This window comes from Phenylobacterium haematophilum, from assembly GCF_014196295.1.
GTDB lineage: Bacteria > Pseudomonadota > Alphaproteobacteria > Caulobacterales > Caulobacteraceae > Phenylobacterium > Phenylobacterium haematophilum.
The window spans coordinates 738,357-760,062 of the sequence record NZ_JACIDK010000002.1 but is presented as its reverse complement, the minus strand read 5'-3'; the positions used below and the strand labels follow the sequence as shown (position 1 = coordinate 760,062).

The 21,706-nt window shown below is 68.9% G+C and carries 20 protein-coding genes; 11 read left to right on the top strand and 9 right to left on the bottom strand.

Annotated elements, in window-relative coordinates; all coding sequences use genetic code 11:
• The first annotated feature begins 6 nt into the window (after positions 1–6).
• From GGQ61_RS09690 to GGQ61_RS09670, 5 genes are all read left to right on the top strand, one after another.
• A complete protein-coding gene (locus GGQ61_RS09690) occupies positions 7–1,530 on the top strand; it encodes a UbiD family decarboxylase (RefSeq protein ID WP_183771916.1) in 1,524 nt (507 codons plus the stop codon).
• Between the two features lie 95 nt (positions 1,531–1,625).
• Complete coding sequence (locus GGQ61_RS09685) at positions 1,626–2,027, top strand: MAPEG family protein (protein ID WP_183771914.1); 402 nt, start codon at positions 1,626–1,628, stop codon at positions 2,025–2,027.
• A gap of 43 nt (positions 2,028–2,070) precedes the next feature.
• Positions 2,071–3,402, top strand: coding sequence for a TldD/PmbA family protein (locus tag GGQ61_RS09680; protein WP_183771912.1), 1,332 nt, complete (start codon positions 2,071–2,073; stop codon positions 3,400–3,402).
• Complete coding sequence (locus tag GGQ61_RS09675; RefSeq protein ID WP_183771910.1) at positions 3,402–4,196, top strand: 3'(2'),5'-bisphosphate nucleotidase CysQ; 795 nt, start codon at positions 3,402–3,404, stop codon at positions 4,194–4,196. Before GGQ61_RS09680 ends, GGQ61_RS09675 begins: the two co-directional genes overlap by 1 nt.
• A gap of 17 nt (positions 4,197–4,213) precedes the next feature.
• On the top strand, positions 4,214–4,450 hold the full coding sequence (locus GGQ61_RS09670) for a DUF4170 domain-containing protein (RefSeq protein ID WP_183771908.1): 237 nt from the start codon (positions 4,214–4,216) through the stop codon (positions 4,448–4,450).
• Between the two features lie 31 nt (positions 4,451–4,481).
• Here the strand turns inward: GGQ61_RS09670 and GGQ61_RS09665 are convergent, their stop codons facing one another.
• Both GGQ61_RS09665 and GGQ61_RS09660 read right to left on the bottom strand, forming a co-directional pair.
• A complete protein-coding gene (locus GGQ61_RS09665) occupies positions 4,482–5,147 on the bottom strand; it encodes a fused DSP-PTPase phosphatase/NAD kinase-like protein (RefSeq protein WP_183771906.1) in 666 nt (221 codons plus the stop codon).
• Positions 5,148–5,226: 79 nt separating this feature from the next.
• Positions 5,227–5,784: a hypothetical protein gene (locus GGQ61_RS09660; RefSeq protein WP_183771905.1), complete on the bottom strand. Its 558-nt coding sequence runs from the start codon at positions 5,782–5,784 to the stop codon at positions 5,227–5,229.
• Positions 5,785–5,945: 161 nt separating this feature from the next.
• On the opposite strand from GGQ61_RS09660, the gene GGQ61_RS09655 reads away from it, so the two are divergent.
• The 5 genes from GGQ61_RS09655 to lpxK are packed head-to-tail and all read left to right on the top strand — an operon-like array spanning position 5,946 to position 11,699.
• Positions 5,946–7,718 (top strand): ABC transporter ATP-binding protein, encoded by a 1,773-nt coding sequence (locus tag GGQ61_RS09655; protein ID WP_183771903.1) that lies wholly within the window; start codon positions 5,946–5,948, stop codon positions 7,716–7,718.
• An 8-nt stretch (positions 7,719–7,726) separates the two neighbouring features.
• Positions 7,727–8,416: a lysophospholipid acyltransferase family protein gene (locus tag GGQ61_RS09650; protein WP_183771901.1), complete on the top strand. Its 690-nt coding sequence runs from the start codon at positions 7,727–7,729 to the stop codon at positions 8,414–8,416.
• Positions 8,417–8,446: 30 nt separating this feature from the next.
• Positions 8,447–9,451, top strand: a complete 1,005-nt coding sequence (locus GGQ61_RS09645; protein WP_183771899.1) for a cation diffusion facilitator family transporter — start codon at positions 8,447–8,449, stop codon at positions 9,449–9,451.
• Between the two features lie 8 nt (positions 9,452–9,459).
• Positions 9,460–10,710, top strand: a complete 1,251-nt coding sequence (locus GGQ61_RS09640; protein WP_183771897.1) for a 3-deoxy-D-manno-octulosonic acid transferase — start codon at positions 9,460–9,462, stop codon at positions 10,708–10,710.
• Complete coding sequence (gene lpxK, locus GGQ61_RS09635; RefSeq protein WP_183771895.1) at positions 10,707–11,699, top strand: tetraacyldisaccharide 4'-kinase; 993 nt, start codon at positions 10,707–10,709, stop codon at positions 11,697–11,699. The genes GGQ61_RS09640 and lpxK overlap by 4 nt, the downstream gene beginning before the upstream one ends.
• Here lpxK and GGQ61_RS09630 read toward each other — a convergent pair.
• The 4 genes from GGQ61_RS09630 to GGQ61_RS09615 all read right to left on the bottom strand — a co-directional run bounded on the left by GGQ61_RS09630 (position 11,696) and on the right by GGQ61_RS09615 (position 17,339).
• Positions 11,696–13,642, bottom strand: coding sequence for a transglycosylase domain-containing protein (locus tag GGQ61_RS09630; RefSeq protein ID WP_183771892.1), 1,947 nt, complete (start codon positions 13,640–13,642; stop codon positions 11,696–11,698). The genes lpxK and GGQ61_RS09630 overlap by 4 nt on opposite strands.
• A gap of 66 nt (positions 13,643–13,708) precedes the next feature.
• Complete coding sequence (locus tag GGQ61_RS09625) at positions 13,709–14,776, bottom strand: phosphotransferase family protein (RefSeq protein ID WP_183771890.1); 1,068 nt, start codon at positions 14,774–14,776, stop codon at positions 13,709–13,711.
• Positions 14,777–14,864: 88 nt separating this feature from the next.
• Positions 14,865–16,139, bottom strand: a complete 1,275-nt coding sequence (gene purD / locus GGQ61_RS09620) for a phosphoribosylamine--glycine ligase (RefSeq protein ID WP_183771884.1) — start codon at positions 16,137–16,139, stop codon at positions 14,865–14,867.
• A 186-nt stretch (positions 16,140–16,325) separates the two neighbouring features.
• Complete coding sequence (locus GGQ61_RS09615) at positions 16,326–17,339, bottom strand: 2'-deoxycytidine 5'-triphosphate deaminase (protein ID WP_183771882.1); 1,014 nt, start codon at positions 17,337–17,339, stop codon at positions 16,326–16,328.
• A gap of 137 nt (positions 17,340–17,476) precedes the next feature.
• Here GGQ61_RS09615 and metZ point away from each other — a divergent pair, with 137 nt between their 5' ends.
• Positions 17,477–18,661 carry an O-succinylhomoserine sulfhydrylase gene (gene metZ / locus GGQ61_RS09610; RefSeq protein ID WP_183771881.1) on the top strand — a complete coding sequence of 395 codons (1,185 nt, stop codon included), beginning with the start codon at positions 17,477–17,479 and terminating at the stop codon, positions 18,659–18,661.
• Here metZ and GGQ61_RS09605 read toward each other — a convergent pair.
• From GGQ61_RS09605 to argF, 3 genes are all read right to left on the bottom strand, one after another.
• Positions 18,636–19,724 carry a carboxylesterase family protein gene (locus tag GGQ61_RS09605; RefSeq protein WP_183771879.1) on the bottom strand — a complete coding sequence of 363 codons (1,089 nt, stop codon included), beginning with the start codon at positions 19,722–19,724 and terminating at the stop codon, positions 18,636–18,638. The genes metZ and GGQ61_RS09605 overlap by 26 nt on opposite strands.
• 43 nt (positions 19,725–19,767) lie before the next feature.
• A complete protein-coding gene (locus GGQ61_RS09600) occupies positions 19,768–20,676 on the bottom strand; it encodes an Hsp33 family molecular chaperone (RefSeq protein ID WP_183771878.1) in 909 nt (302 codons plus the stop codon).
• 66 nt (positions 20,677–20,742) lie between these two features.
• Entirely contained in the window at positions 20,743–21,672 is a 930-nt protein-coding gene (gene argF / locus GGQ61_RS09595) for an ornithine carbamoyltransferase (RefSeq protein ID WP_183771877.1), read from the bottom strand.
• Positions 21,673–21,706: the final 34 nt, after the last annotated feature.

Genomic DNA, 21,706 nt, shown 5'->3' with positions numbered 1-21,706 from the left:
GAGCGCATGGCCTATCGGTCGCTGAGGGATTTCATCGCCAAGCTGGAAGCGGCGGGCGAGTTGGTGCGGGTCAGCGAACCGGTCTCCAGCGTGCTGGAGATGACCGAGATTCAGCGCCGCTTGCTGGCGACCGGCGGGCCCGCGGTGCTGTTCGAGAACGTGATCCGCGCCGACGGCGAGCGCTCGACCATGCCGTGCCTGGTCAACCTGTTCGGCACCGTCAAGCGGGTGGCCATGGGCGTGACCCTGGAGGGCCAGGAGCGCACCACCGCCGGGGAACTGCGCGAGGTCGGCGAACTGCTGGCCTTCCTGCGCAGCCCCGAGCCGCCGCGCGGCCTGAAGGACGCCTTCGAGATGCTGCCGCTGGCGAAGACCGTGATGTCGATGCGTCCGGCCACGGTGAAGAAGGCGCCGGTGCAGGAGGTCGTCTGGACCGGCGACCAGATCGACCTAACCAAGCTGCCGATCCAGACCTGCTGGCCAGGCGAGCCCGCGCCGCTGATCACCTGGCCGTTGGTGGTGACCAAGGGCCCGTCGGACGAGCGCGAGGACGACTACAACCTCGGCATTTACCGCATGCAGGTGCTCGGGAAGGACAAGACCATCATGCGCTGGCTGGCGCACCGCGGCGGCGCCCAGCATCACCGCCGCTGGAAGGCGGCCGGCAAGCCCGACGCCCTGCCTGCCGCGGTGGTGATCGGCGCCGATCCCGGCACCATCCTGGCCGCCGTGACGCCGGTGCCCGAGACGCTGTCGGAGTATCAGTTCGCCGGCCTGATGCGCGGCGCCAAGGTCGACCTGGTCCAGGCCAAGACCGTACCGCTCCTGGTCCCGGCCCAGGCCGAGATCGTCATCGAAGGCCACGTCATGCTGGACGAGTACGCTGACGAAGGTCCCTACGGTGATCACACCGGCTACTACAACTCGGTCGAGCAGTTCCCGGTATTCAAGGTCAGCGCCATCACCATGCGCAAGGACCCGATCTACCTGACCACCTTCACCGGCCGTCCGCCGGACGAGCCCAGCGTGCTGGGGGAGGCGCTGAATGAGGTGTTCATTCCGTTGCTGCGCCAGCAGTTTCCGGAGATCATCGACTTCTGGCTGCCGCCTGAGGGTTGCTCGTACCGGATCGCCGTGGTCTCGATGAAGAAGGCCTATCCCGGCCACGCCAAGCGCGTGATGATGGGCGTCTGGAGCTTCTTGCGGCAGTTCATGTACACCAAGTGGGTGATCGTCGTGGACGACGACATCAACGCCCGCGACTGGAAGGACGTCATGTGGGCGCTGTCGACCCGCATGGATCCGGCCCGCGACATCACCCTCGTCGAGGGCACCCCCATCGACTATCTCGACTTCGCCTCGCCGGAGAGCGGCCTCGGCTCGAAGATCGGCCTGGACGCGACCAACAAGTGGCCGCCCGAGACCCATCGCGAATGGGGCGAGAAGCTGGGCATGGACGAAGCCACGGTGAAGGCCGTCACCGAGAAGTGGGCGCGACTGGGACTGCCCGGCGGCGGAGCAGAGGTCTGACCTCACGAAGGACGTGACCGGGGCAAGCCTTGCCCTTTGCATGAATCCAAGTCCAACTGCGCGCCTTCGCGGGGGCGAAAGAGGGACAATCGAGTATGGACGCCGTGACATCCGGCCACGCCGCGGCCCTATGGGTCGGGCTGCACCTGATCCTGCTGCTGGCGCTGTCGCTGCTGGTCGTGCGCCAACGCCGACGCCACAAGGTGGCGCTGGGCGACGGCGGAGTGCCGGAACTGGCCCAGGCGATCCGCGCCTTCGGCAATGCGACCGAATACGTCCCCGCCGCCATGGTCGGCATCGCGGTGCTGGCCATGGTGGACGCGCCGCCGCTGGCGGTGCACCTGACCGGCCTTCTGTTGTTCGTCGGACGGGGCCTGCACGCCTTCGGGCTGTCACGCAGCGGCGGCGCCTCGTTCGCCCGCTCGATCGGGGTCACCCTCACCTGGCTGGCCTATGTCTTCGCCAGCGTCGCCCTGCTGTTCTACGCCATCGCGTGAGCCGCCGCTTGCCGCGGGGCGCACATCCCGCCATATGGCCTTGATGGATGAAAACCTCCTCGCCGATGTCGTTTCCGCCGCGCTGAAAGCCGGCGCCGACTCCGCCGAAGCCGTCGGGGCGCAGCGCGCCGCCCTCGGCATCAATGTCCGCATGGGCGAACTGGAAGAGGTGGAGCGCGAAGAGAGCCGCGATCTCGGCCTGCGGGTCTTTGTCGGCCAGCGACAGGCGACCGTTTCCGGATCGGACATCTCGCCCGAGGCCCGCGCTAAACTGATCGAGCGCGCCGTGGCGATGGCCAAGCTGGCCCCCGAAGATCCCTATGCGACCCTCGCCCCCAAGGAGCGTCTGGCCCGGGGCCCGTTCCCCGACCTGGACCTTTACGATCCGCAGGAACCGTCTCCGGAATCGCTCGAGGAAGTCGCCCGCGCGGCCGAGGACGCCGCCCGCGCCAACCCCAAGATCACCAATTCCGACGGCGGCTCCGCCTCCGCCTCCTCGTCGCATTGGCGGCTTGTAACTTCGGAGGGCTTTTCCGGCGTCTATCAGGCCTCGGCCTTCTCGATCACCGCTTCGGCGATCGCCGGCGACGGAGAGACCATGGAAAGCGGCTACGACGGCCGTTCGGCCCGCTGGCGTGGCGATTTGCCGAGCGCTCAGTCGATCGGCGAAGAGGCCGGCCGCCGCGCCGCTCAGCGCCTCGGCGCGCGCAAGATCGACTCCACGACCGCTCCGGTGATTTTCGAGAACCGCGTGGCCATGTCGCTGATCAGCCCGCTGATCGGGGCGATCGCCGGCCCGTCGATCGCGCGCGGCACCTCATTCCTGAAGGACAAGCTGAACGCCCAGCTCTTCGCCAAGGGCGTGAACATCATCGACGATCCCCACAAGGTCCGCGGCCTCGGATCCTCGCCGTTCGATGACGAGGGCGTCGCCAACCGCCGCTGGGCGCTGATCGAGGACGGCGTTTTGACCACCTGGCTGATGAACACCTCATCGGCCCGGCAGCTGGGATTGGAGACGACGGGCCACGCCTCGCGCGGGCTGGCCGGCGCGCCCGGCGTGTCGACCACCAACCTGACCGTCGAGCCTGGCGCGCAAAGCCAGGCCGAACTGATCGCCGAGGCTGGCAAGGGCCTGCTGATCACATCGATGTTCGGCCCGTCGCTGAACGGCAACACCGGCGACTGGTCGGTCGGCTGTTCGGGCTTCTGGTTCGAGAACGGCGAGCTAGCTTATCCGGTCGCCGAGATCACGGTCGCCGGCAACCTGATCGACATCTACGGCCGGCTGGTGCCGGGCTCCGACCTGGAGATCCGCGGCTCGGCCAATTCGCCGTCGCTGCTGGTCGACGGACTGGCCATCGCCGGGCGCTGATGACGGACCCGGCCCAGGACCTCGAACTGATCACCCAGGCGGCGTTCGACGCCGGAGTGCTGGCCCAGAAGCTGCGCCGCGAGGGCCTTGAGACCGCCTACAAGGAAGGCGACTCGCCTGTCACCAACGCAGACCTCGCCACCGACGCGCTGATCAAGCAGATGCTGACCAGCGCTCGACCCGACTATGGCTGGCTGTCCGAAGAGACCGCGGACGACCCGGTTCGCCGCTCGCGCCGACGGCTGTTCGTGGTCGATCCAATCGATGGGACCCGCGCGTTCATCAAAAGCCGCCCCTGGTGGGCCGTGTCGATCGCCGTGGTCGAAGACGACAAGCCGATCGCCGGCGTGGTGTTCGCCCCGGACCTCGACGAGACTTACCGCGCGACGGCCGGCGGAGGCGCGTCGCTGAACGGCCAGTTGATCCGCGCCTCGCAGGCCGACACGGTCGAGGGCTGCGGCATGGTCGGCGATGCGCGGATGTTCGCCCATCCGGCCTGGCCGACGCCTTGGCCCCAGATGCGCATCGAGGCGCGCAACTCCACCGCCTATCGCCTGTGCGTCATCGCCGCAGGCGCGTTCGACGCCACCATGGCGCTGGTCGCCAAGTACGACTGGGACCTGGCCGCCGCCGACCTCATCGCTCGTGAGGCGGGCGCCTTCGTGGGCGATCACCGAGGGCAGCCGTTCGTGTACAATGGCGTAAAACCTGCACAACCGAGCCTAGTTTGCGCCGCTCCGCGCCTGGCCCCATTGATCCTTGAGCGCGTACGGCATATCGACCTACCCAACTGACCATTTTGGGGAACATCATGCCCGAGAAGCAGCTTCTACACCTAGTCATCGGCGGAGAACTTGAGGATCTGGAGCACAACACGTTCCGTGATCTTACCAAGATCGACCTTGTCGGCGCCTATGCCAGCCACGGCGAGGCGGTCGCCGCCTGGCGCCGCAAGGCGCAGGAAACCGTCGACAACGCGCTCATGCGCTATTTCGTGATCCACGCCCACAAGCTGCTCGATCCCGACAAGGATCCGCAGGACGATTAGAGCGGACGTGCAGCCTCCTCCTCGGGGGAGGCTATTCGCGCTTCAGGATGCCTTCGGTGAGCAGCCGGCCCCACATCTGGGCGCGGAAGTCTGCCTTGATCGCCGCCTCGTCGTAGGCCGGACTGTCGACCCAATCCAGGAAGCTCTGCCCCTTGGGCTCGCCCTCGGCCAGATAGCGCTCGAAGGTGTAATCCAGCACCCCGGTCTTGCCCTGCTTCACATGCAGGTAACGGATGTGCAACTGGTCCAGGGCTTCGCGGATCGGCAGGCCCTTGCGGAAGTGCATGTAGAACACGCTCATGATGCCGGCCCGATCCGCGCCGGACTTGCAGTGCATCAGCGCCGGGTACTCGATCGTCTCGAACAGTTCCTTGGCGCCATGCACGCGCGCGCGGCTAGGCACCTCGCGCGAGGTGATGGTGAAGTCGACCATCTTCAGGCCCAGGCGCTTGCAGGCGTCCTTCTCCAGCGCATGGAAGCTGGCGTCGAACCCGCCGCGCAGATTGATCACCGTCTTGATGCCGCGCTTCTTCCACTCGGCCAGTTGATGGGGCCACGGCTGATTGGTGCGCACCAGCTCGTCGCTGATCCAGTGGGCGTTGGAGAAGCCCAGGCGCAGGTAGGCGTGATCCTTCCAGAGATAGTCCAGAAGGGCGGCGATGCGCCCCTTGGGCGTGGTGAGGTCGAAATCGGCCAAGCGAGCTTCCTGCATTGCGCGCGCCTAGATAGGCGGTTCGAGGCGGCAGCGGAAGCCAGGCGCGACGTCTGGTCCTAGGTCACGGCTTCAGCACAGCGGTGAAGCCAGCGACCTTGCCGCTGCTGGGCATCAAGGCGCAAGTGAAGGTGAAGTCGCGCCAGGCCGAACCCGAGCGCACCTGCCCCGCGCCCGTCAGGCTGCGGGTGCTGACCAGGGTCAGGGTCTTGGGATCGTCGGTGCCCAAGAACACCCGGTCGGCGTTGGGCACCTGCTTCTTCAGCGCCGGCAAAGCGGCGGGCCGGCAGATCACCTCCGCGACCTTCTTGGTATTGCTCCATTTGTTCGCCAGGCGCCGTTCCTCGGGCGTCTTCAGCGCAGCGATCGACTTGGCGATCGCGATGTTCTGAGCCCGCGACAGCTCCGGCTCGCCGCCAAGCACGGTCGGGGGCGCGGCCGGCGGCGTCGCGACCGTCGTTGAGACAGGCGCAACCTTGACCAGCGGCGTCGCGGATGCGGCCTTGGCGGGCGTCGGGGCGGCCGGCTTGGCGACAGGCGCTGCGGGCGCGGCCGGCGTCGGCTGCGCGGCGGCGACCGCCGGTGCGAGCGCAAGGGCCAAGGCGAATGCGACGGTGCGCATAACAGTCTCCATATGGGGTGCGGATCGCCGCTGCGCCCGTCATACCGGGCCTGGATCGGCGGCGCCCCTCGGTTTCACCCGGACCGACACCATATGCCGCCTTTGCGTCGGGCCAAGACGCCTTCTTGACTTCCCCGCGCCGAGAGCCGACCCCAGGACCGATGAGCGAGCCCGCCGCCGAACTTTCCACCCGCGCCGTCGTCGCCCGTATCGCGCGCGTTTACATGGCGCCGCGCTGGAAGGGCTGGACCGTGGCCATGATCGCGGCCATCGCGGTGGCCTATCTGAGCGCCAGCCTGATCCAGATTCTGGAGCCGGCTATCAACGACCTGCTGGTCAACCACAAGCCCGGAACCCTGCTGGCGGTGCCGCTGACTATCGCCGGTCTCGCGCTGGCCCGCGGCCTGTCGCAGGTGATCCAGGCGACTCAGGTCAACCGCATCGGCAATGAGGTCGTCGGCCAGGTCCAGGTGCAGCTGTTCGGCAAGCTTGTGCGCGCCGATCTGGCGCGGCTGCGGGCCGGTCACACTGGATCGTTCGTCTCCTCCGTGCTCTACGACGCGGGCCTGATCCGCGAGGCCGCGACGGCAGGCGTCATCAACTACACCCAGCACCTGCTGACCGTGATCGGGGCGATCATTGTTATGGTCAGCAACGACCCGGTGCTCTCTCTGACCCTGGTGGTGGCCGCGCCGCTCTCAACCTGGGTCATGCGCCGGTTCTCCAAACGAACGGTCAAGGCCACCAAGGGCGCCATGGCCGAGACCTCGGCGCTCTCGACCGCGATCATGGAGAGCCTCGACGGCGTGCGGGTCGTGAAGATCGAGAACCGCGAAGCCTACGAGGAAGAGCGTGTCGCGGAGGTCGTCAAGCGCCGTCAGAAGTTCCTGGTCAAGGGCGCCAACGCGCGCGCGCGCGCCGCGCCAGCGACCGAAACCCTGATGACCCTGATCACCGCCGGCGTCATCGCCTATGCCGGCTGGCGTTCGCAGTCAGGCGGCATGAACGTCGGGGCCTTCGTCGCCTTCATCGGCGCCCTGGGGCTGGCGTCGCAATCGCTGCGCCAGCTCGCCAACCTGCAGACCGTGATGGCTGAGGGGCTGTCGGCCGCCCGTCGGCTGTTCGCCGCGCTCGACGTCGAACCCGAGGTCCGCGAACGCCCCGGCGCCAAGCCGCTGGTGATCACCGACGGCACCGTCGCCTTCGAGGATGTCGGCTTCGCCTACGGCGCCGAGGATCGCCCCGCGCTGCAAGGCGTCAGCTTCGAGGTTCGCCGCGGCGAGACCGTCGCCCTGGTCGGCCCGTCCGGCGGCGGCAAGACCACGATCCTCAACCTGATTCCGCGCTTCTACGACGCCAGCAGCGGCAAAGTGACGATCGACGGCGTTGACGTGCGCGACGTGACCCTGGCCTCGCTGCGCGACCACGTCGCCCTGGTCACCCAGGAGCCGTTCCTGTTCGACGAAACCATCCGCGCCAACATCGCCTATGCCCGGCCCGGCGCCACGCAGGAGCAGGTGATCGAAGCGGCCAAGGCCGCCGCCGCGCACGAGTTCATCAACGCCCTGCCCGACGGCTACGACACCCTGGTCGGCGAGGCCGGCGCGCGGCTGTCCGGCGGCCAGCGCCAGCGCATCGCGATCGCCCGCGCCTTCCTCAAGAACGCTCCGATCCTGCTGCTGGATGAGGCCACCAGCGCGCTTGACACTGAGAGCGAGGCCCAAGTCCAGATGGCGCTGTCGCGACTGATGCATGGACGCGCCACGATCCTGATCGCGCATCGGCTGTCGACCGTCCGCGGCGCCGACCGCATCTATGTCATCGAGAAAGGCAAGGTCGTTGAAACCGGCGACCATGCGAGCCTGATCAAAAGGCGGGGCCTTTACGCCCGGCTGGCCAAGAGCCAGGACCTCGACATGGAAGCTGCGCTTTGAAAAACCTGTTGCGTAACCCCGGCGTCCAGACGTTCCTGAGCTGGCTGCTGTGGCTGCACCTGGTCGTCACGCTGAAGAGCCGGCGTTGGACGCACGACAACCTAGCCTGCGTGGAGCCGATCCTGCAGGACGGCAAACCCGCGGTGGCGCTCTTCTGGCACGGCAGCATCCCACTGTGCCTGGGCTTGGCGCCCGTCTGGTGGCGGCGCGACAAGGTGCGTTGCATGGTCTCCCCGTCCGCCGACGGCGAGTTCATCGCCCAGGCGCTGTCGCGGGCCGGCTTTCCGGCCATCCGCACCTCCTCCGCCAAGAAGGGCGACACCACCAAGGCCCGCCAAGCCGTCGCGGCGATCCGCGAAGCGATGAACTGGGTCAATGACGGCGGGGTCCTGATCGTGACGCCGGATGGTCCGCGCGGTCCGGCCGAGGTGATCGCGCCCGGCTCCCTGCAGATCGCCCGCAAGACCGGCGCGCCGATCTACCTGATGGGCCTGGCGGTTTCGCCGGCCATCTTGCTCGACACCTGGGACAAGGTCACCTTCGCATGGCCGTTCGGCCGCGGCGCGACCGCCTGGGATGGCCCATTCTATGTGCCCGCCGACGCCGGCGAGGCCGAGATCGCCGCCCTGATCGCGGATCTGTCGGCCAAGCTGACGGCGACCACCCAGCGGGCCGAGGCCCTGGTCGGGCGGCGTTGATCCTTCCGCGCCAGGGTGACACATAGGGTCATGGCGCACGACCGTCACAACCATCGGCACGACGACCATGATCACGACCACGATCATGGCGCGCACGACCACGCGCACAGCCATGGTCATGCGCACGGCCACGCCCATGGTCCTGGCGGTCACAGTCACGCGCCCAAGGACTTCGGACGCGCCTTTGCGATCGGCGTCGGGCTGAATTTCGCCTTCGTCCTGGCCGAGGCCGCCGTCGGCATCTGGTCGGGCTCTTTGGCGCTGCTGGCCGACGCCGGCCACAATCTATCGGACGTGCTGAGCCTGCTGCTGGCCTGGGGCGCGACCATCCTCGCCAAATCGGCGCCGACCTCGCGCCGCACCTACGGCCTGCGCAAGGCGACGATCCTCGCCTCGCTGGCCAACGCCGTGCTGCTGCTGGTCGCCGTCGGGGTGATCGTGTCCGAAGCCGTTCACCGGTTCACCGAGCCCGCCCCCATCGCCACCTGGCCGGTCATGGCCGTCGCCGCGATCGGGGTCGTGATCAACACCGCCACGGCGCTGATGTTCATGAAAGGGCACGAGGACCTCAACATCCGCGGCGCCTTCCTGCACATGGCCGCCGACGCGGCTGTCTCGCTGGCCGTGGTGATCGGGGCCGGCGCGATCGCGCTGACCGGCCTGCTGTGGATCGACCCGGCGCTGAGCCTATTGATCGCCGCCGTCATCGTCATCGGCACCTGGGCGCTGTTGCGCGACTCCGTCGACCTCGCCCTAGACGCGGCTCCGCGCGGGCTGGACGTCGAGGCGGTGCGCACCTGGCTGCTGGCCCGGCCCGGCGTGACTGAGGTGCACGACCTGCACGTCTGGGCGATGAGCACCACCGAGACGGCGATGACCGCCCATGTCACCCGTCCGGATAACATCGACGGCGACGACTTCCTGCACGCCGCCTGCGAGGGTCTGGCCCACAAGTTCGGCATCGGCCATGCGACCCTGCAGGTCGAGACGGGCCACTCGGCGGCCTGCCGGCTCGCCAGCGCCCACGCGATCTGAGCCGGCCCTTGCGTCCGCTCTCCCTCGCGCTCTACGCCGCCGCCACCGGGCTGGCCGAACCGCTGGCGCCCAGCCTGCTGCGCCGGCGCGCCGCTCGCGGCAAGGAAGACCCGGCCCGCATCGGCGAGCGTCTCGGGCGCGCCGGCGTCCCCCGCCCGCCCGGACCGCTGGTCTGGCTGCACGGCGTCAGCGTCGGCGAGAGCCTGTCATTGCTGCCGCTGGCCCAGGCCTTGGCCCGGCCTGGCCTGACTTTGCTGGTCACCTCGGGCACCCGCACCTCAGCCGAGTTGCTCGGTAAGCGCCTGCCGCCAGGCGCCATTCACCAGTACGCGCCGGTCGATGCGCCGGGAGCCGTGCGACGCTTTCTCGATCACTGGCGCCCCGACGCCGCCATCCAGGTCGAGAGCGAGCTCTGGCCGAACCTGATCCTCGGCGCGAAGGCCCGCGGCGCAAAGCAGGCGCTGATCTCGGCCCGCATGACCCAGGCCAGCGCCGACGGCTGGGGCCGCGCGCCGGGCGCCGCCCGGGCGCTGCTAAGCGCCTTCGACCTCGTCCTGCCGCAGGATGACGACACCGAAGCGCGACTGCGGACCCTTGGCGCGGCCACCGGCCCGCACCTCAATCTCAAGAATATCGGCGAGGCGCTGCCCGCCGATCCGGCCGAGCTCGAGCGTCTGAAGACCGCGATCGGCGGGCGCCGCGTCGTGCTGGCCGCCAGCACCCATCCGGGCGAGGACGAGATCGTCGCCCGCGCGGCCGCCGGGACCGGCGCGCTGCTGATCGTCGCGCCCCGCCACCCCGACCGTGGCGAGGCGGTGGCCGCCCTGCTAACGCGAGCGGGCTACCGGACGGCCCGACGTGCTGCGGGAGAGCCGCTGACCGAGGCGACCACGGCATATGTCGCCGACACCCTGGGCGAGATGGGCGTGTTCTTCCGCGCCTGCGACGTCGCGGTGATGGGCGGCAGCTTCGTGCCCGGGATTGGCGGCCACAATCCGCTGGAGCCGGCCCGGCTCGGCGTTCCGATCCTCACTGGCCCCGATGTTTTCAACGCCGCCTCGACCTATGAGGAGATGTTCGAGCGCGTCGCGGCGATCAGCTGCGCTGATCAGGCCGCCTTGGCGCGCGACCTGCGAGGTCTGCTGAACGAGCCGCTGATCGCGCCGCGGATCGGCCGCGCCGCCCTCGCCTACGCCGAACGCCAGGGCGCGGCCCTGGACGAGGCGCTGGCCCTGCTCAAGCCCCTGCTGCCCGCATGAAGCTCTCCACGCCGCGCTGGTGGTACGCCCGCGAGGGCGCGCCGGCCCCGATCACCCGCGCCCTGCTGAAGCCTGTCTCCTGGGCTTGGGCGGCGGTCACGGCACGGCGTATCGCCGAGGCCGAACCCGTCGATCCCGGCGCGCCGGTGATCTGCGTCGGCAACCTGACCGTCGGCGGTTCGGGCAAGACGCCGGTCGTTCGCGAGCTGCTGCGCCGCCTGCCCGACGCGCACGGCCTGTCGCGCGGCTATGGCGGGTCCGAGCGCGGCCCGCTGCGGGTCGATCCCATCCGCCACACCGCTGCACAGGTCGGCGACGAACCGCTGATGCTGTCTGCGGATGCGCCGATCTGGGTGGCCCGCGACCGGGCCGCCGGCGCGCTGGCCGCCGTCGCGGCTGGAGCGAGCGCGATCGTCATGGACGACGGCCATCAGAACCCACGCTTAAAGAAGACCCTGTCGCTGGTCGTCGTCGACGGCGAGACCCGCAACAACGTCTGGCCGCTGGGCGACGGGTCGGTGTTCCCGGCCGGACCGTTGCGCGAGCCGCTGGCGGTCGGGCTGGCGCGAGCCGACGCGGTGATCGTCATGCTGCCGGCCGACCTGGCGCAGCCAGACCCGGAACTGCTGGCCGCGCTCGTCGCCAAGCCGGTGCTGATCGCGCGCCTGGAACCGGCGGAGCCGCCTCCGCCGGGGCCGCAGGTGGGCTTCGCCGGCATCGGCATGCCCTGGAAGGTCGAGCGGGCGCTGAAGGCGGCCGGCTGCGAACTGGTCGACTTCGTGCCGTTCCCCGACCACTTCGCCTATGACGCCGCCGCTCTGAAGCTCATCGAGGGCCGCGCCGAGATCTTCGACGCCGGCCTCGTCACCACCGAGAAGGACTGGGTGCGCCTGCCGCCGGCCTGGCGCGAGCGCGCCAAGGCCTGGCCCGTGCGGGCGGTGTTCGAGGACGAAGCCGCGCTCGAACGCCTGATCGCGCCGTACCGCTAGAAGATCGGCTGAACGGGCTGCTGGGCCGGCTGCTGCGGCGGAGTCGGCGCGGGCGCCGGCGCGGGCTCGGCCGGCGTCGCGACCGGGTCGGTCGGCTCCACCGGCATCAGATCGTCGATCGTCAGTTCCGGCGCCTCGACCGCGGGCGGCGCGACCGGGGCCAGACCGATCTGGCGGCCGTTGGCCCGCACCACGCCCTTGCTCATCGCGAACCGCGCAAAGTCGCGCCAGATCTCGGCCGGCAGGCCGGCGCCGGCCACGCCGTTCATCGGGCTGTTGTCGTCGTTGCCGACCCAGACGCCGATCACGAGATCCCCGACGTAGCCGAGATAGAGCGCGTCCCGGTAGTCCTGGGTCGTGCCGGTCTTGCCGTAGGCGTACGGCGAGACGTTGCCGCCGTTGGCGGTGCCGAAGGTGACCGCCGCACGCAGCATGTCGCGCAGGCCGTCGCGCTCCTTGGCCGGCAGTTCGTGCGCCGCGGGCTTGCGGGCCTGGATCACGCCGTAGGGCGTCACCGGATAGCGGCCGCCCGCGACGCCGGCATAGGCCGCCGTCAGGTCGAGCAGCGTCGTCGGCGCGGTGCCGAGCGCCAGCGTCAGGTCGGGCGGGAACTGCGAGTGCAGGCCCATATCCTCGGCGGCCTTGATGATCGCCCCGCGGCCGACCTGCTGGGCCAGACGCGCGGCCGCCACGTTGGACGAGCCGGCGAAAGCATTACGCAGGCGGATCTCTCGGTTGGCGTAGTGGCCTTCGTGGTTCTTCGGCGACCAGTCGGCGATGGTGACCGGCGCGTCGAGGATAAGGCTGTCCGGCGTCATGCCCTGGCGCAGGGCCGCCTGGTAGACGAAGAGCTTGAAGGCCGAGCCCGGCTGGCGCTGAGCGTCGGCGGCGCGATTGAACTGGCTGGTCTTGTAGTCGTCGCCGCCGACCATCACGATCACCCGGCCGTCCGGGCGCATGGCGACGAGCGCCGCCTGAGTGGCGTGCAGATAGCCGCCGTGGCGCTTCAGAGCGGTGCTGACGATCTCTTCGGCGCGGTCCTGCAGGACCGAATCCAGTGTCGTCGGGACCATCACTTCGCCATAGGCGGCCTCGAACGCCTCGCGGGCCTGGGACGAAACCCAGTCGGCGAAATAGGAGCCGACGGGCAGCTTCTCGCGGCCCGAGCGGACGCTGGCCGGGCGCACGCCGCGGGCCTGCTGCGGCGTTATGACGCCCTGCTCAGCCATCGCCGCGACGACGATCCTGGCCCTGGCGCGGGCCGCCTCAAGGTCCTCGGTCGGCGCCAGGCGCGAGGGCGCCTTGACCATGCCGGCCAGCATCGCGGCCTCGCCGATCGAGAGCGTTTCGGGCGTCTTGTCGAAGTAGTGGCGCGCGGCGGCCCGCAGGCCAAACACCCCGTCACCGAAGTACACGGTCGAGAGGTAGCGCGAGAGGATCTCGTCCTTCGACAGCCGCGCCTCAAGATAGAGCGCGATCATCGCTTCCTGAGCCTTGCGGCGCAGGCTGCGCTTGTTGCTGAGAAAGGCGTTCTTCGCTAGCTGCTGGGTGATGGTCGAGCCGCCCTGCTGGACCTCGCCAGCCGAGACGTTGCGCTGGAGAGCGCGGGTCAAGGCCTTCAAATCAATGCCGAAATGGCTGTAAAAGCGCCGATCCTCGATGGCGATGAACGCGCCGGGGACATACTTGGGCAGCTTGGTCGCATCGACCGGCTGCTCCTTGTACGAGCCGCGCCGGGCGAACGGTTTGCCGTCGGCGGTGACCAGCACCAGCGTCGGGTCAGGCAAGGGCTCCAACGCCCGCCCGAGCGGTAGCGACCAGACCATGAAGACGATCACGGCGGCCATCGCGAGCAGCGCGCCGGCAGCAAACTGCCAAGGGCGACGACGCCAGATCGGAGGCCGTTCGCGCACGACTTCTGGTGCGCCGGTAAGCTCGGTCATGGGGCTCCGTACTCGGACGTTGGGCGATCGGCCGATCGCCCTCTTCGCACGCCGCGGAGACGGTTGCTAGGCCCCCGCCCGCTGGGCGTAGTCCCAGGCCGACTTGGCCAGCAGCGGCACCCGTTCGGCCATCGCCGCGGCCTGCGGGCTGTTGGCCGTGCCGTCGCGGACCCGGCCGACGATGCCCTGGCAGATCCCTGCCAGGCGGAACATGTTGTAGGACAGGAACCAGTCGAGGTGATGCAGGCCCGAGCGACCGGTGCGGGCGCAGTAGGCCTCGACCGCTTCCTCGATGGTCGGGATGCCGTGCGCCTTCAGATCCGGTAGCTGCGAGATCGTGCCGTTGACCCAGTTCATCAGAAGGTAGGTGAAGTCGGCAAGCGGCTCGCCGAGCGTGCCCAGTTCCCAGTCGAGCACCGCGATCACGCGCGCTTCGGTCGGGTGGATGACCATGTTGTCCAGGCGGTAGTCGCCGTGGACGATCGAGGTGCGCTCCTGCTCGGGCAGGGTCTTGGGCAGCCACTCGATCAGCCGCTCCATCTCCTCGATATGGACGGTTTCCGACGCCTTGTACTGCTTGGTCCAGCGGTCGACTTGCCGGCCCATATAGTTCCCGGGTTTGCCGTAGTCGCCGAGGCCGATGGCCTGGTAGTCGGTGTTGTGCAGGTCGGCCAGGGTGTTGATCTTGGCCATGAAGATCGCATGGCGCTCGGCCGGCTCGTACTGCGGCAGCTGCTGGTCCCAGAGGATGCGGCCTTCGACCATGTCCATCACGTAGAACATGGTGCCGATGACGCTGTCGTCGGTGCACAGGCCGTATGAGCGCGCCACTGGGAAGCCGGTCGGATAGAGCGCCGTGATCACCTTGTATTCGCGGTCGACCGCGTGAGCCGACGGCAGCAGCTTGCCCGGCGGCTTGCGCCGCATGACGTACTTCTTGGTCGGGGTGATCAGCTGGTAGGTCGGGTTCGACTGACCGCCCTTGAACTGACGCACTTCCAGCGGCCCGGCATAACCCTCGACATTGGCCTGCATCCAGGCGGCCAGGGCGGCCTCGTCAAAGCGATGGGACTCCGCGACCTCCTTAGTCCCGCTGTTGAGCTGTTCGCGCTGCTGCTCGGCGGTGTCGGACATGGCGGTTCCCTCGGCGGTTCGTACACTTGTTTGAACCACCATACCGAGGCCAAGGCATGGCGAGCAAGCCGTTCCGCCGCGGGAACCGTCAGCGAGCGGTGAGCGCCCGCCAGCCGATGTCAGTGCGGTGGAAGCCGCCAGGCCAGTCGATCTTCGCCACCGCCGCATAGGCCCTGTCTCGGGCCTCCTGCAGGGTCGCCCCGAGGGCGCAGACATTCAGCACCCGCCCGCCCGAAGCGCGCAGGGTCCCGTCGGCGTCGCGCGAGGTGCCCGCGTGGAAGACCACCACCTCTGGCCCGAAGTCCTGTTCGGCGCCGCGGATGATCGAGCCGGTGACCGGGCTTTCCGGATAGCCGTCGGCGGCCAGCACGACGCAGATCGCAGACTCAGCGCGCCAGACCGGTGGCGGCATCTGGCCCAGCGTGCCGTTGGCGCAGGCGACGAGATAGGGAACCAGATCGCTTTCCAGGCGCAGCATCAGCACCTGGCATTCCGGGTCGCCGAAGCGAACGTTGAACTCGACGAGCTTGGGACCGTCCTTGGTGGCCATCAGCTCGACGAACAGCACCCCCTTGTACGGGGCGCCTTCCGCGGCGATGCCGGCGAAGGCGGGCGCGGCCAGCCGCGTACGGACCTGCTCGATCAGTTCCGGCGTGAAGACCGGGGCGGGCGAGTAGGTGCCCATGCCGCCGGTGTTGGGACCAAGCTCGCCGTCATAGGCGCGCTTGTGGTCCTGGACGCCGCCAAAGACGATGGAGTCCTTGCCGTCGCAGAGCGCGAACAGCGAGCCGATTTCGCCTTCGAGGAATTCTTCGATCACCACGCGGGCCCCGGCGGCGCCGAAACGACCGCCCAAGGCGTCGTCGATGGCGGCTTCAGCTTCGGCGCGGTCCTGGGCGATCACGACGCCCTTACCGGCGGCCAGACCGTCCGCCTTGATTACGTAGGGTGGGCTGAAGGCGTCGAGCGCGGCCTTACCGGCCTCTGCGGTTTCGCAGACCTTGTAGCCGGAGGTCGGGAGGCCGTGACGGTCGGTGAAGGCCTTGGCGAAGGCCTTGGACGATTCCAGCTGGCCGGCCGCGGCCACGGGCCCGAAGCACGGGATTTGGGCCGCATTCAACGCATCGGCCAGCCCGGCCTCGACCGCGGTCTCCGGGCCGATGACTACCAGGTCGGCGGCGATCTCCTTGGCCAGCGCGACCAGGGCGGGAACGTCAGTGACCTTGAGCGGCCGCAGTTCACCCAGCGAGGCCATGCCCGGATTGCCCGGAGCCATTACCAGACGCTTCACCAGCGGCGAGGCCGCGATCTTCCAGGCCAGGGCGTGTTCGCGCCCGCCCGAGCCGACGAGGAGGATGTTCATGCGCGAGCGTTTGGCGCGCGCAGGCGCAGCGGTCAAGGACGGGCCGCGCCGGAGCCCGCTTCGATCCAGCGCCGGACCGTCGCGCGGGCGCGCTCAGACGTCTTTGCCGTCGGCCGGCTTGGCGGAGCGGTGGGCCCTCGAAGTAGATCGACTGCTGGGCGCAGGCGGCCAGCATAGCACAAGCGCCTAGCGCCAGACCCGGAAATGCTTGGAGAGCTTGAGACCCTGGCGCTGATAGTGAGACCCGCCCTCGCCGTAGAGACGGGCAGGTTTTGCGGTCAGCGGTTCATAAACCAGCCGAGCGACGGTCTGGCCGTCCTCGAGCAGGAACGGGGTCTCGTGGCTGCGCACCTCGAGCACGCCGCGCGAGCCGACGCCGCCCGCCTCCTCGGTGCCGAAACCGGGATCGAAGAAGCCGGCGTAGTGGACCCGGAACTCTCCGACCGACGGGTCGATCGGGGTCATCTCCGCCGCCTCCATCACCGGGATCTCGACCGCTTCCTTCGAGGCCAGGATGTAGAATTCGCCTGGATCGAGCAGCAGTTCGCCGCGGCGCGGGATCAGCGGCTCCCAGAAGTCCTTGGGGTCGTGGCCGTCGACATGGTCCATGTCCACCACGCCGGCGTGACGGCGGGCCCGGAAGCCCGCGACGCCGTCTGAGAGGTCGACCCCGACGCTGCGGACCTGGAGCTTCGGCGGCTCGCCGCGCTTGAGGCGCAGCTGATTGAGGCGCGTGGACGTGCGCACCAGGATCGAGAAGGTCTGCGGGGCGATCTCGATGAAGGTGGGGCCGGCATAGCCCTCGGCGACATCGTCGAAGGCGACGGAATTGTTGGTCAGCAGCCGCACGAACACGTCGACCCGGCCGGTCGAGCTCTTGGGATTGGCACGAGCCGAAATGCCCTTCGGCAGCGCCAGGGCCTCCTGCAGTTCGGCGATATAGACGCAGCCCTTTTCGAGCACCGCGCCCTTGGTCAGGTCGAGCTCGTGCATCGCCACGTCCTCGATGCGCTGGGGCACCGTGCGGCCGAGGCCCGGCAGGAACGATGCGCGCACCCGCCAGGCCCGCGCGCCGAGGCGCAGGTCGAGGCTGGCCGGCTGCACCTGGTCGGCGTCGAACGGACGGGAGGACGTGATGGCGCCCGCGGCGATCAGGTCATCAATGGACTGGGAAGGCAGGATACCGGGGGCTTCGCTCATCGCCGCGACACTCGCCGCCCGCCACGAGTCTGGCAAGGCTTCGCACCGGCCTGGCTGCAAGCTGCGGCAGATTTTCACTGGTGGCGAAGGCCCAGGTCGAGGTTTAGAACCCCCAGCCTAAGCTGAAAGGAACCGCCATGGCCGAAGACACGCGCGATTGGGAACTCGAGACCAAGCTGGTGCGCGGCGGCATGGTGCGCACGCCCTACGGAGAGATTTCCGAGGCGCTGTTCCTAACCCAGAGCTTTTCGTACGAGAGCGCCGGCGCCGCTGACAAGCGTTTCTCCGGCGAGGAGCCGGGCTTCATCTACCAGCGCTTCGGCAACCCGACGACACAGATGTTCGAGGACCGCCTCGCGCTGCTGGAAGGCGCCGAGACCTGCAAGGCGACCGCCTCGGGCATGGCCGCCGTGCACGTGGCCCTGCAGGGCCTGGTGCGGGCCGGCGACCACATCGTGGCCGGGCGGGCGCTGTTCGGCTCCTGCCGCTGGATCCTGTCGGAGTGGATGCCGCGCTTCGGCGTCGAGGTGACCTATGTCGACGCCACCGACCTGGACGCGTGGAAGAACGCCGTCCGCCCCAACACCAAGGCGTTCCTGGTCGAAAGCCCGGCCAACCCGCTGCTGGAAGTGACCGCCATCGGCGCAGTCGCCGAGATCGCCCACGCGGCCGGCGCCAAACTGGTGGTCGACAATGTATTCGCCACCCCGGTCTTCCAGAAGCCGTTGGCCCTGGGCGCCGACATCGTCGTCTATTCGGCCACCAAGCACATCGACGGCCAGGGCCGGGTGTTGGGCGGCGCGATCCTGGGCGCCGAACCGCTGATGACTGAGTCCTACAAGGACATCCTGCGCCACACCGGGCCGGCGCTGTCGCCGTTCAACGCCTGGGTCCTGCTCAAGGGCCTGGAGACGCTGGAGCTGCGCGTCACCCGCCAGGCTCAGAACGCGGCCAAGATCGCCGACGTCATCGCCGCCCATTCCAAGGCCAAGACTGTGCTCTATCCGGGCCGTCCCGACCACCCGCAGGCGGCGATCATCGCCAACCAGATGACCGGCGGCGGCAACGTCGTGGCCTTCGACCTTGGCAGCCGCGAGGCGGCCTGGAGGTTCCTGGACACGCTGGAGATCGTCGACATCTCCAACAACCTCGGCGACGCCAAGTCGATGGCCACTCACCCCTGCACCACGACACACCGCTCGATGCCCGAGCCCGAGCGCCTGGAAATCGGATTGAACGAGGGCTGGGTGCGCATGAGCGTCGGCCTGGAAGGCGCCGGCGACCTCACCCGCGACGTCAGCCGGGCGCTGGACGCGGCGTAAGCGCGAGCCATTCGAGGATATGGCCGCTCATCTCTACCGGATAGGTGTGGGCGAGATCTTCGATCTCTCGATAGGCGACGTCGGCGCCGGCGGCCTCCAAGGCGTCGACCGCGGCGCGCGCCATGTCGACCGGAAACATCCAGTCGCGCGCGCCGTGCACGACCTGGATCGGCAGCCCGCGCAGACGATCCCCGTCGGCCGCCTGGGCCAGCATCGGATGGAAGGCGGCCGCGACGGCCGCGAGGTGCGTGAACGGCGAGGTCGGCTCTAGCCCGCTCACATAGCTGAAGGTGCCGCCGTCGCTCATGCCGGTGAGCAGCAGGCGGCGGCGGTCCAGGTTCCACCGCGCGCCGATCTCGCCGACGATGTGCGCCAGGTTGGGCGTGTCGAAGTCGGGGCCCGTCAGCGCCCAGGTCTGGCCGGCGGCCGTGGGCGCGACCACGATCGCGCCGCGGCTGCGGGCGGCCCGCAGCCAGCTCCACAGAAAGGCGCGGCCGTTCCCGGACCCGCCGTGCAACGCAACCACCAGCGGCCAAGTGCGGTCTGCCGTGTAATACTCTGGCACGTAGAGCGAGAACGCCCCACGCGCGCCAGGCTCGCCCCCCGCATGCATGACGCCGGTGTGAGGCGCAGGCGCATGAAAGCGGGCCTGCAACGCCGTATCCCCGCGCACCCCGGGCTCCAGGAAGAAGCGGTTCACGGGCGGCAGCAGGCCGGCCAGGGGATAGAGCGCCTCCTGAGCCCTGGGGGCATGGCGCAGGCCCCGGAACGCTTGCATCACATCGCCGGCTGCGACGCCCGCACGAAGCTCCTCGAAGCCTGACGTCACGGCGAGGCCGGCTTCCTCGAGCGGCTCACGGAGCGCCACCACCTGGCCCTGCCAGGCGGCCATCCGCTGAAGGGACTCACGCAGCGCATCCTCCGGGGTTCCGACCGCGGCCAGCAGCGCAGGCAGATCCGGCGGGTTCAGCCGCCGACCGATGAAGGCAAGCGCCTCCAGCGCACTAAGCAGCGCGCCGGTCAGGGCGGCCAGTTCGTCAAATTCGCGGTCGGCGTCGTGCATGACGCCATAGTCGCGTCGGCGGCGGCCGGAGGCCAGCCTGGTGTTAGGCCAGTCCGGCCGGATCGATCGCGTAGACCCGCGAGCAGTACTCGCAGGTGACCCGGATCTGACCGTCGTCCTCGACCATGTCGGCGCGCTCGTCCTCGCCGAACGACTTGAGAACTGTCTCTATGCGGTCCTGCGAGCAGCGGCAGAAGGCCTGCAGCGACTTAGGTTCAAACACCCGCACGCCGTCTTCGTGGAACAGGCGGAACAGCAGGGTTTCGGCCGAAATAGTCGGATCGAGCAGTTCGTCCTCACCGATCGTCTCGAAGAACGCCTGGGTGCGGACCCACGCTTCGGTGGTCGAGCCGCGGGCGTCGTCCTCGGCGATGTTCTGGATCAGCATGCCGCCGGCGCGCCATTGCGGGCCCTGACCGACGTCGGCCTGGCCCACGGCCAGGCGCACGCGGGTCGGGGTCTGCTCGGACTGGGCGAAGTACTGTTCGGCGCAGAGCGCCAGGGTCTCGCCCTCGATCGCCGTGACGCCCTGGTAGCGGTCCATGTCCGGGCCCTGGTCCACAGTCATGATGAACACGCCGCCACCCAGCAGACTCTTGGCGCCGGGGCGCACGAAGCCGGTCGTCAGCTTGGCGACCTCTTCCTCGTCGTATCGGCAATAGCCGCGCAGGGCGCCGCTGGTGTCGTAGTCGACCACCACATAGCGTACCGGGCCGTCGCCCTGGGCTTGGACGATCAGCCGGCCGTCGAACTTCAGGCTGGAGCCGACCAGCGCGGCGAGCGCGCAGGCTTCGCCCAGCAGGTTGGCGACCGGCTCCGGATAGGCGTGGCCGGAGAGGATTTCGTGCACCGCCGGGCCCAGCCGGACCAGGCGGCCGCGCACGGCTTCGCCTTCGATCTGGAAGGGGGCGACGATGTCGTCGGGGATGGCGTTCATGACGGTGTCGGACATGGTGGCGGCATATAGGGAGGCGCGGCCGAAGTTGCGAGCTTCAGCCGCCGCCTCCCCTTGTCGCGGTTAGATCGCCCCGAAGCACCAGGCGAGAATCGACTTCTGAGCGTGGATGCGGTTCTCCGCCTCGTCCCAGATCAGCGACTGCGGACCATCGATGACGTCGTCGGTGACTTCCTCGCCGCGGTGGGCGGGCAGGCAGTGCAGGAACACCCCGTCCTTGGCGGCCAGCGACATCAGGTCGCCGTCGACCTGATAGGGCTCCAGCGCCTCCATCCGCTCGGCGTGATCGACGTCGCCCATCGAGACCCAGGTGTCGGTGATCACACAGTCGGCGCCGCGAACGGCTTCGCGCGGGTCGTCGGTGGTGAACACCTGGCCCTGCAGGTCGGCGGCGCGAGCCAAGTCCATCAGGTCCGGATGATACAGCGCCGGGCTGGCGATGTTCAGCTTGAAGCCCAGCTTGGGCGCGGCGTGGATGAAGCTGGAGCAGACGTTGTTGCCGTCGCCGACCCAGGCCAGGGTCTTGCCGGTCACCGGGCCGCGATGCTCCTCGAAGGTCATCAGGTCGGCGATGATCTGGCAGGGATGTCCCTTGTCCGAGAGGCCATTGATGACCGGAACGGTGGAGGCGTAGGCCAGCCGTTCGACGTCCTCGTGGCTATTGGCGCGCAGCATGATCGCGTCGACCATGCGCGAGAGCACCTTGGCGGTGTCCTCGATGGTCTCGCCGCGGCCGAGTTGCATGTCGTTGGCCGTGGAGATGATGACGTCGCCGCCGAGTTGGCGCATGGCCGCGTCGAACGAGAAGCGGGTGCGGGTGGAGTTCTTCTGGAAGATCATCGCCAGCGTGCGCTCACGGCACGGGGCGTCGCCGTCGGGGCGCCCCTGCGGCCAGCCGCGGCGCGCGGCCTTGCGCGCCTTGGCGTCATCTAGGATGGCGCGCAGGTCGGAAGCTTCGATCTTCCAGAGGTCGACAAAGTGTCTCGGGGACATTGGATCCCTCCAAGCCGCCCGCGTCCGCAGTCAG

What these genes read in the sequence shown, in the direction of transcription:
- GGQ61_RS09655 (WP_183771903.1), top strand. Translation starts at nt 5,946, where the DNA reads ATGAGCGAGCCCGCCGCCGAACTTTCCACCCGCGCCGTCGTCGCCCGT.
- purD (WP_183771884.1), bottom strand. Translation starts at nt 16,139, where the DNA reads ATGAACATCCTCCTCGTCGGCTCGGGCGGGCGCGAACACGCCCTGGCC.
- GGQ61_RS09630 (WP_183771892.1), bottom strand. Translation starts at nt 13,642, where the DNA reads ATGACCGAGCTTACCGGCGCACCAGAAGTCGTGCGCGAACGGCCTCCG.
- GGQ61_RS09615 (WP_183771882.1), bottom strand. Translation starts at nt 17,339, where the DNA reads ATGAGCGAAGCCCCCGGTATCCTGCCTTCCCAGTCCATTGATGACCTG.
- lpxK (WP_183771895.1), top strand. Translation starts at nt 10,707, where the DNA reads ATGAAGCTCTCCACGCCGCGCTGGTGGTACGCCCGCGAGGGCGCGCCG.
- GGQ61_RS09680 (WP_183771912.1), top strand. Translation starts at nt 2,071, where the DNA reads ATGGATGAAAACCTCCTCGCCGATGTCGTTTCCGCCGCGCTGAAAGCC.
- GGQ61_RS09690 (WP_183771916.1), top strand. Translation starts at nt 7, where the DNA reads ATGGCCTATCGGTCGCTGAGGGATTTCATCGCCAAGCTGGAAGCGGCG.
- GGQ61_RS09660 (WP_183771905.1), bottom strand. Translation starts at nt 5,784, where the DNA reads ATGCGCACCGTCGCATTCGCCTTGGCCCTTGCGCTCGCACCGGCGGTC.
- GGQ61_RS09600 (WP_183771878.1), bottom strand. Translation starts at nt 20,676, where the DNA reads ATGTCCGACACCGTCATGAACGCCATCCCCGACGACATCGTCGCCCCC.
- GGQ61_RS09675 (WP_183771910.1), top strand. Translation starts at nt 3,402, where the DNA reads ATGACGGACCCGGCCCAGGACCTCGAACTGATCACCCAGGCGGCGTTC.
- argF (WP_183771877.1), bottom strand. Translation starts at nt 21,672, where the DNA reads ATGTCCCCGAGACACTTTGTCGACCTCTGGAAGATCGAAGCTTCCGAC.
- GGQ61_RS09645 (WP_183771899.1), top strand. Translation starts at nt 8,447, where the DNA reads ATGGCGCACGACCGTCACAACCATCGGCACGACGACCATGATCACGAC.
- metZ (WP_183771881.1), top strand. Translation starts at nt 17,477, where the DNA reads ATGGCCGAAGACACGCGCGATTGGGAACTCGAGACCAAGCTGGTGCGC.
- GGQ61_RS09605 (WP_183771879.1), bottom strand. Translation starts at nt 19,724, where the DNA reads ATGCACGACGCCGACCGCGAATTTGACGAACTGGCCGCCCTGACCGGC.
- GGQ61_RS09685 (WP_183771914.1), top strand. Translation starts at nt 1,626, where the DNA reads ATGGACGCCGTGACATCCGGCCACGCCGCGGCCCTATGGGTCGGGCTG.
- GGQ61_RS09670 (WP_183771908.1), top strand. Translation starts at nt 4,214, where the DNA reads ATGCCCGAGAAGCAGCTTCTACACCTAGTCATCGGCGGAGAACTTGAG.
- GGQ61_RS09625 (WP_183771890.1), bottom strand. Translation starts at nt 14,776, where the DNA reads ATGTCCGACACCGCCGAGCAGCAGCGCGAACAGCTCAACAGCGGGACT.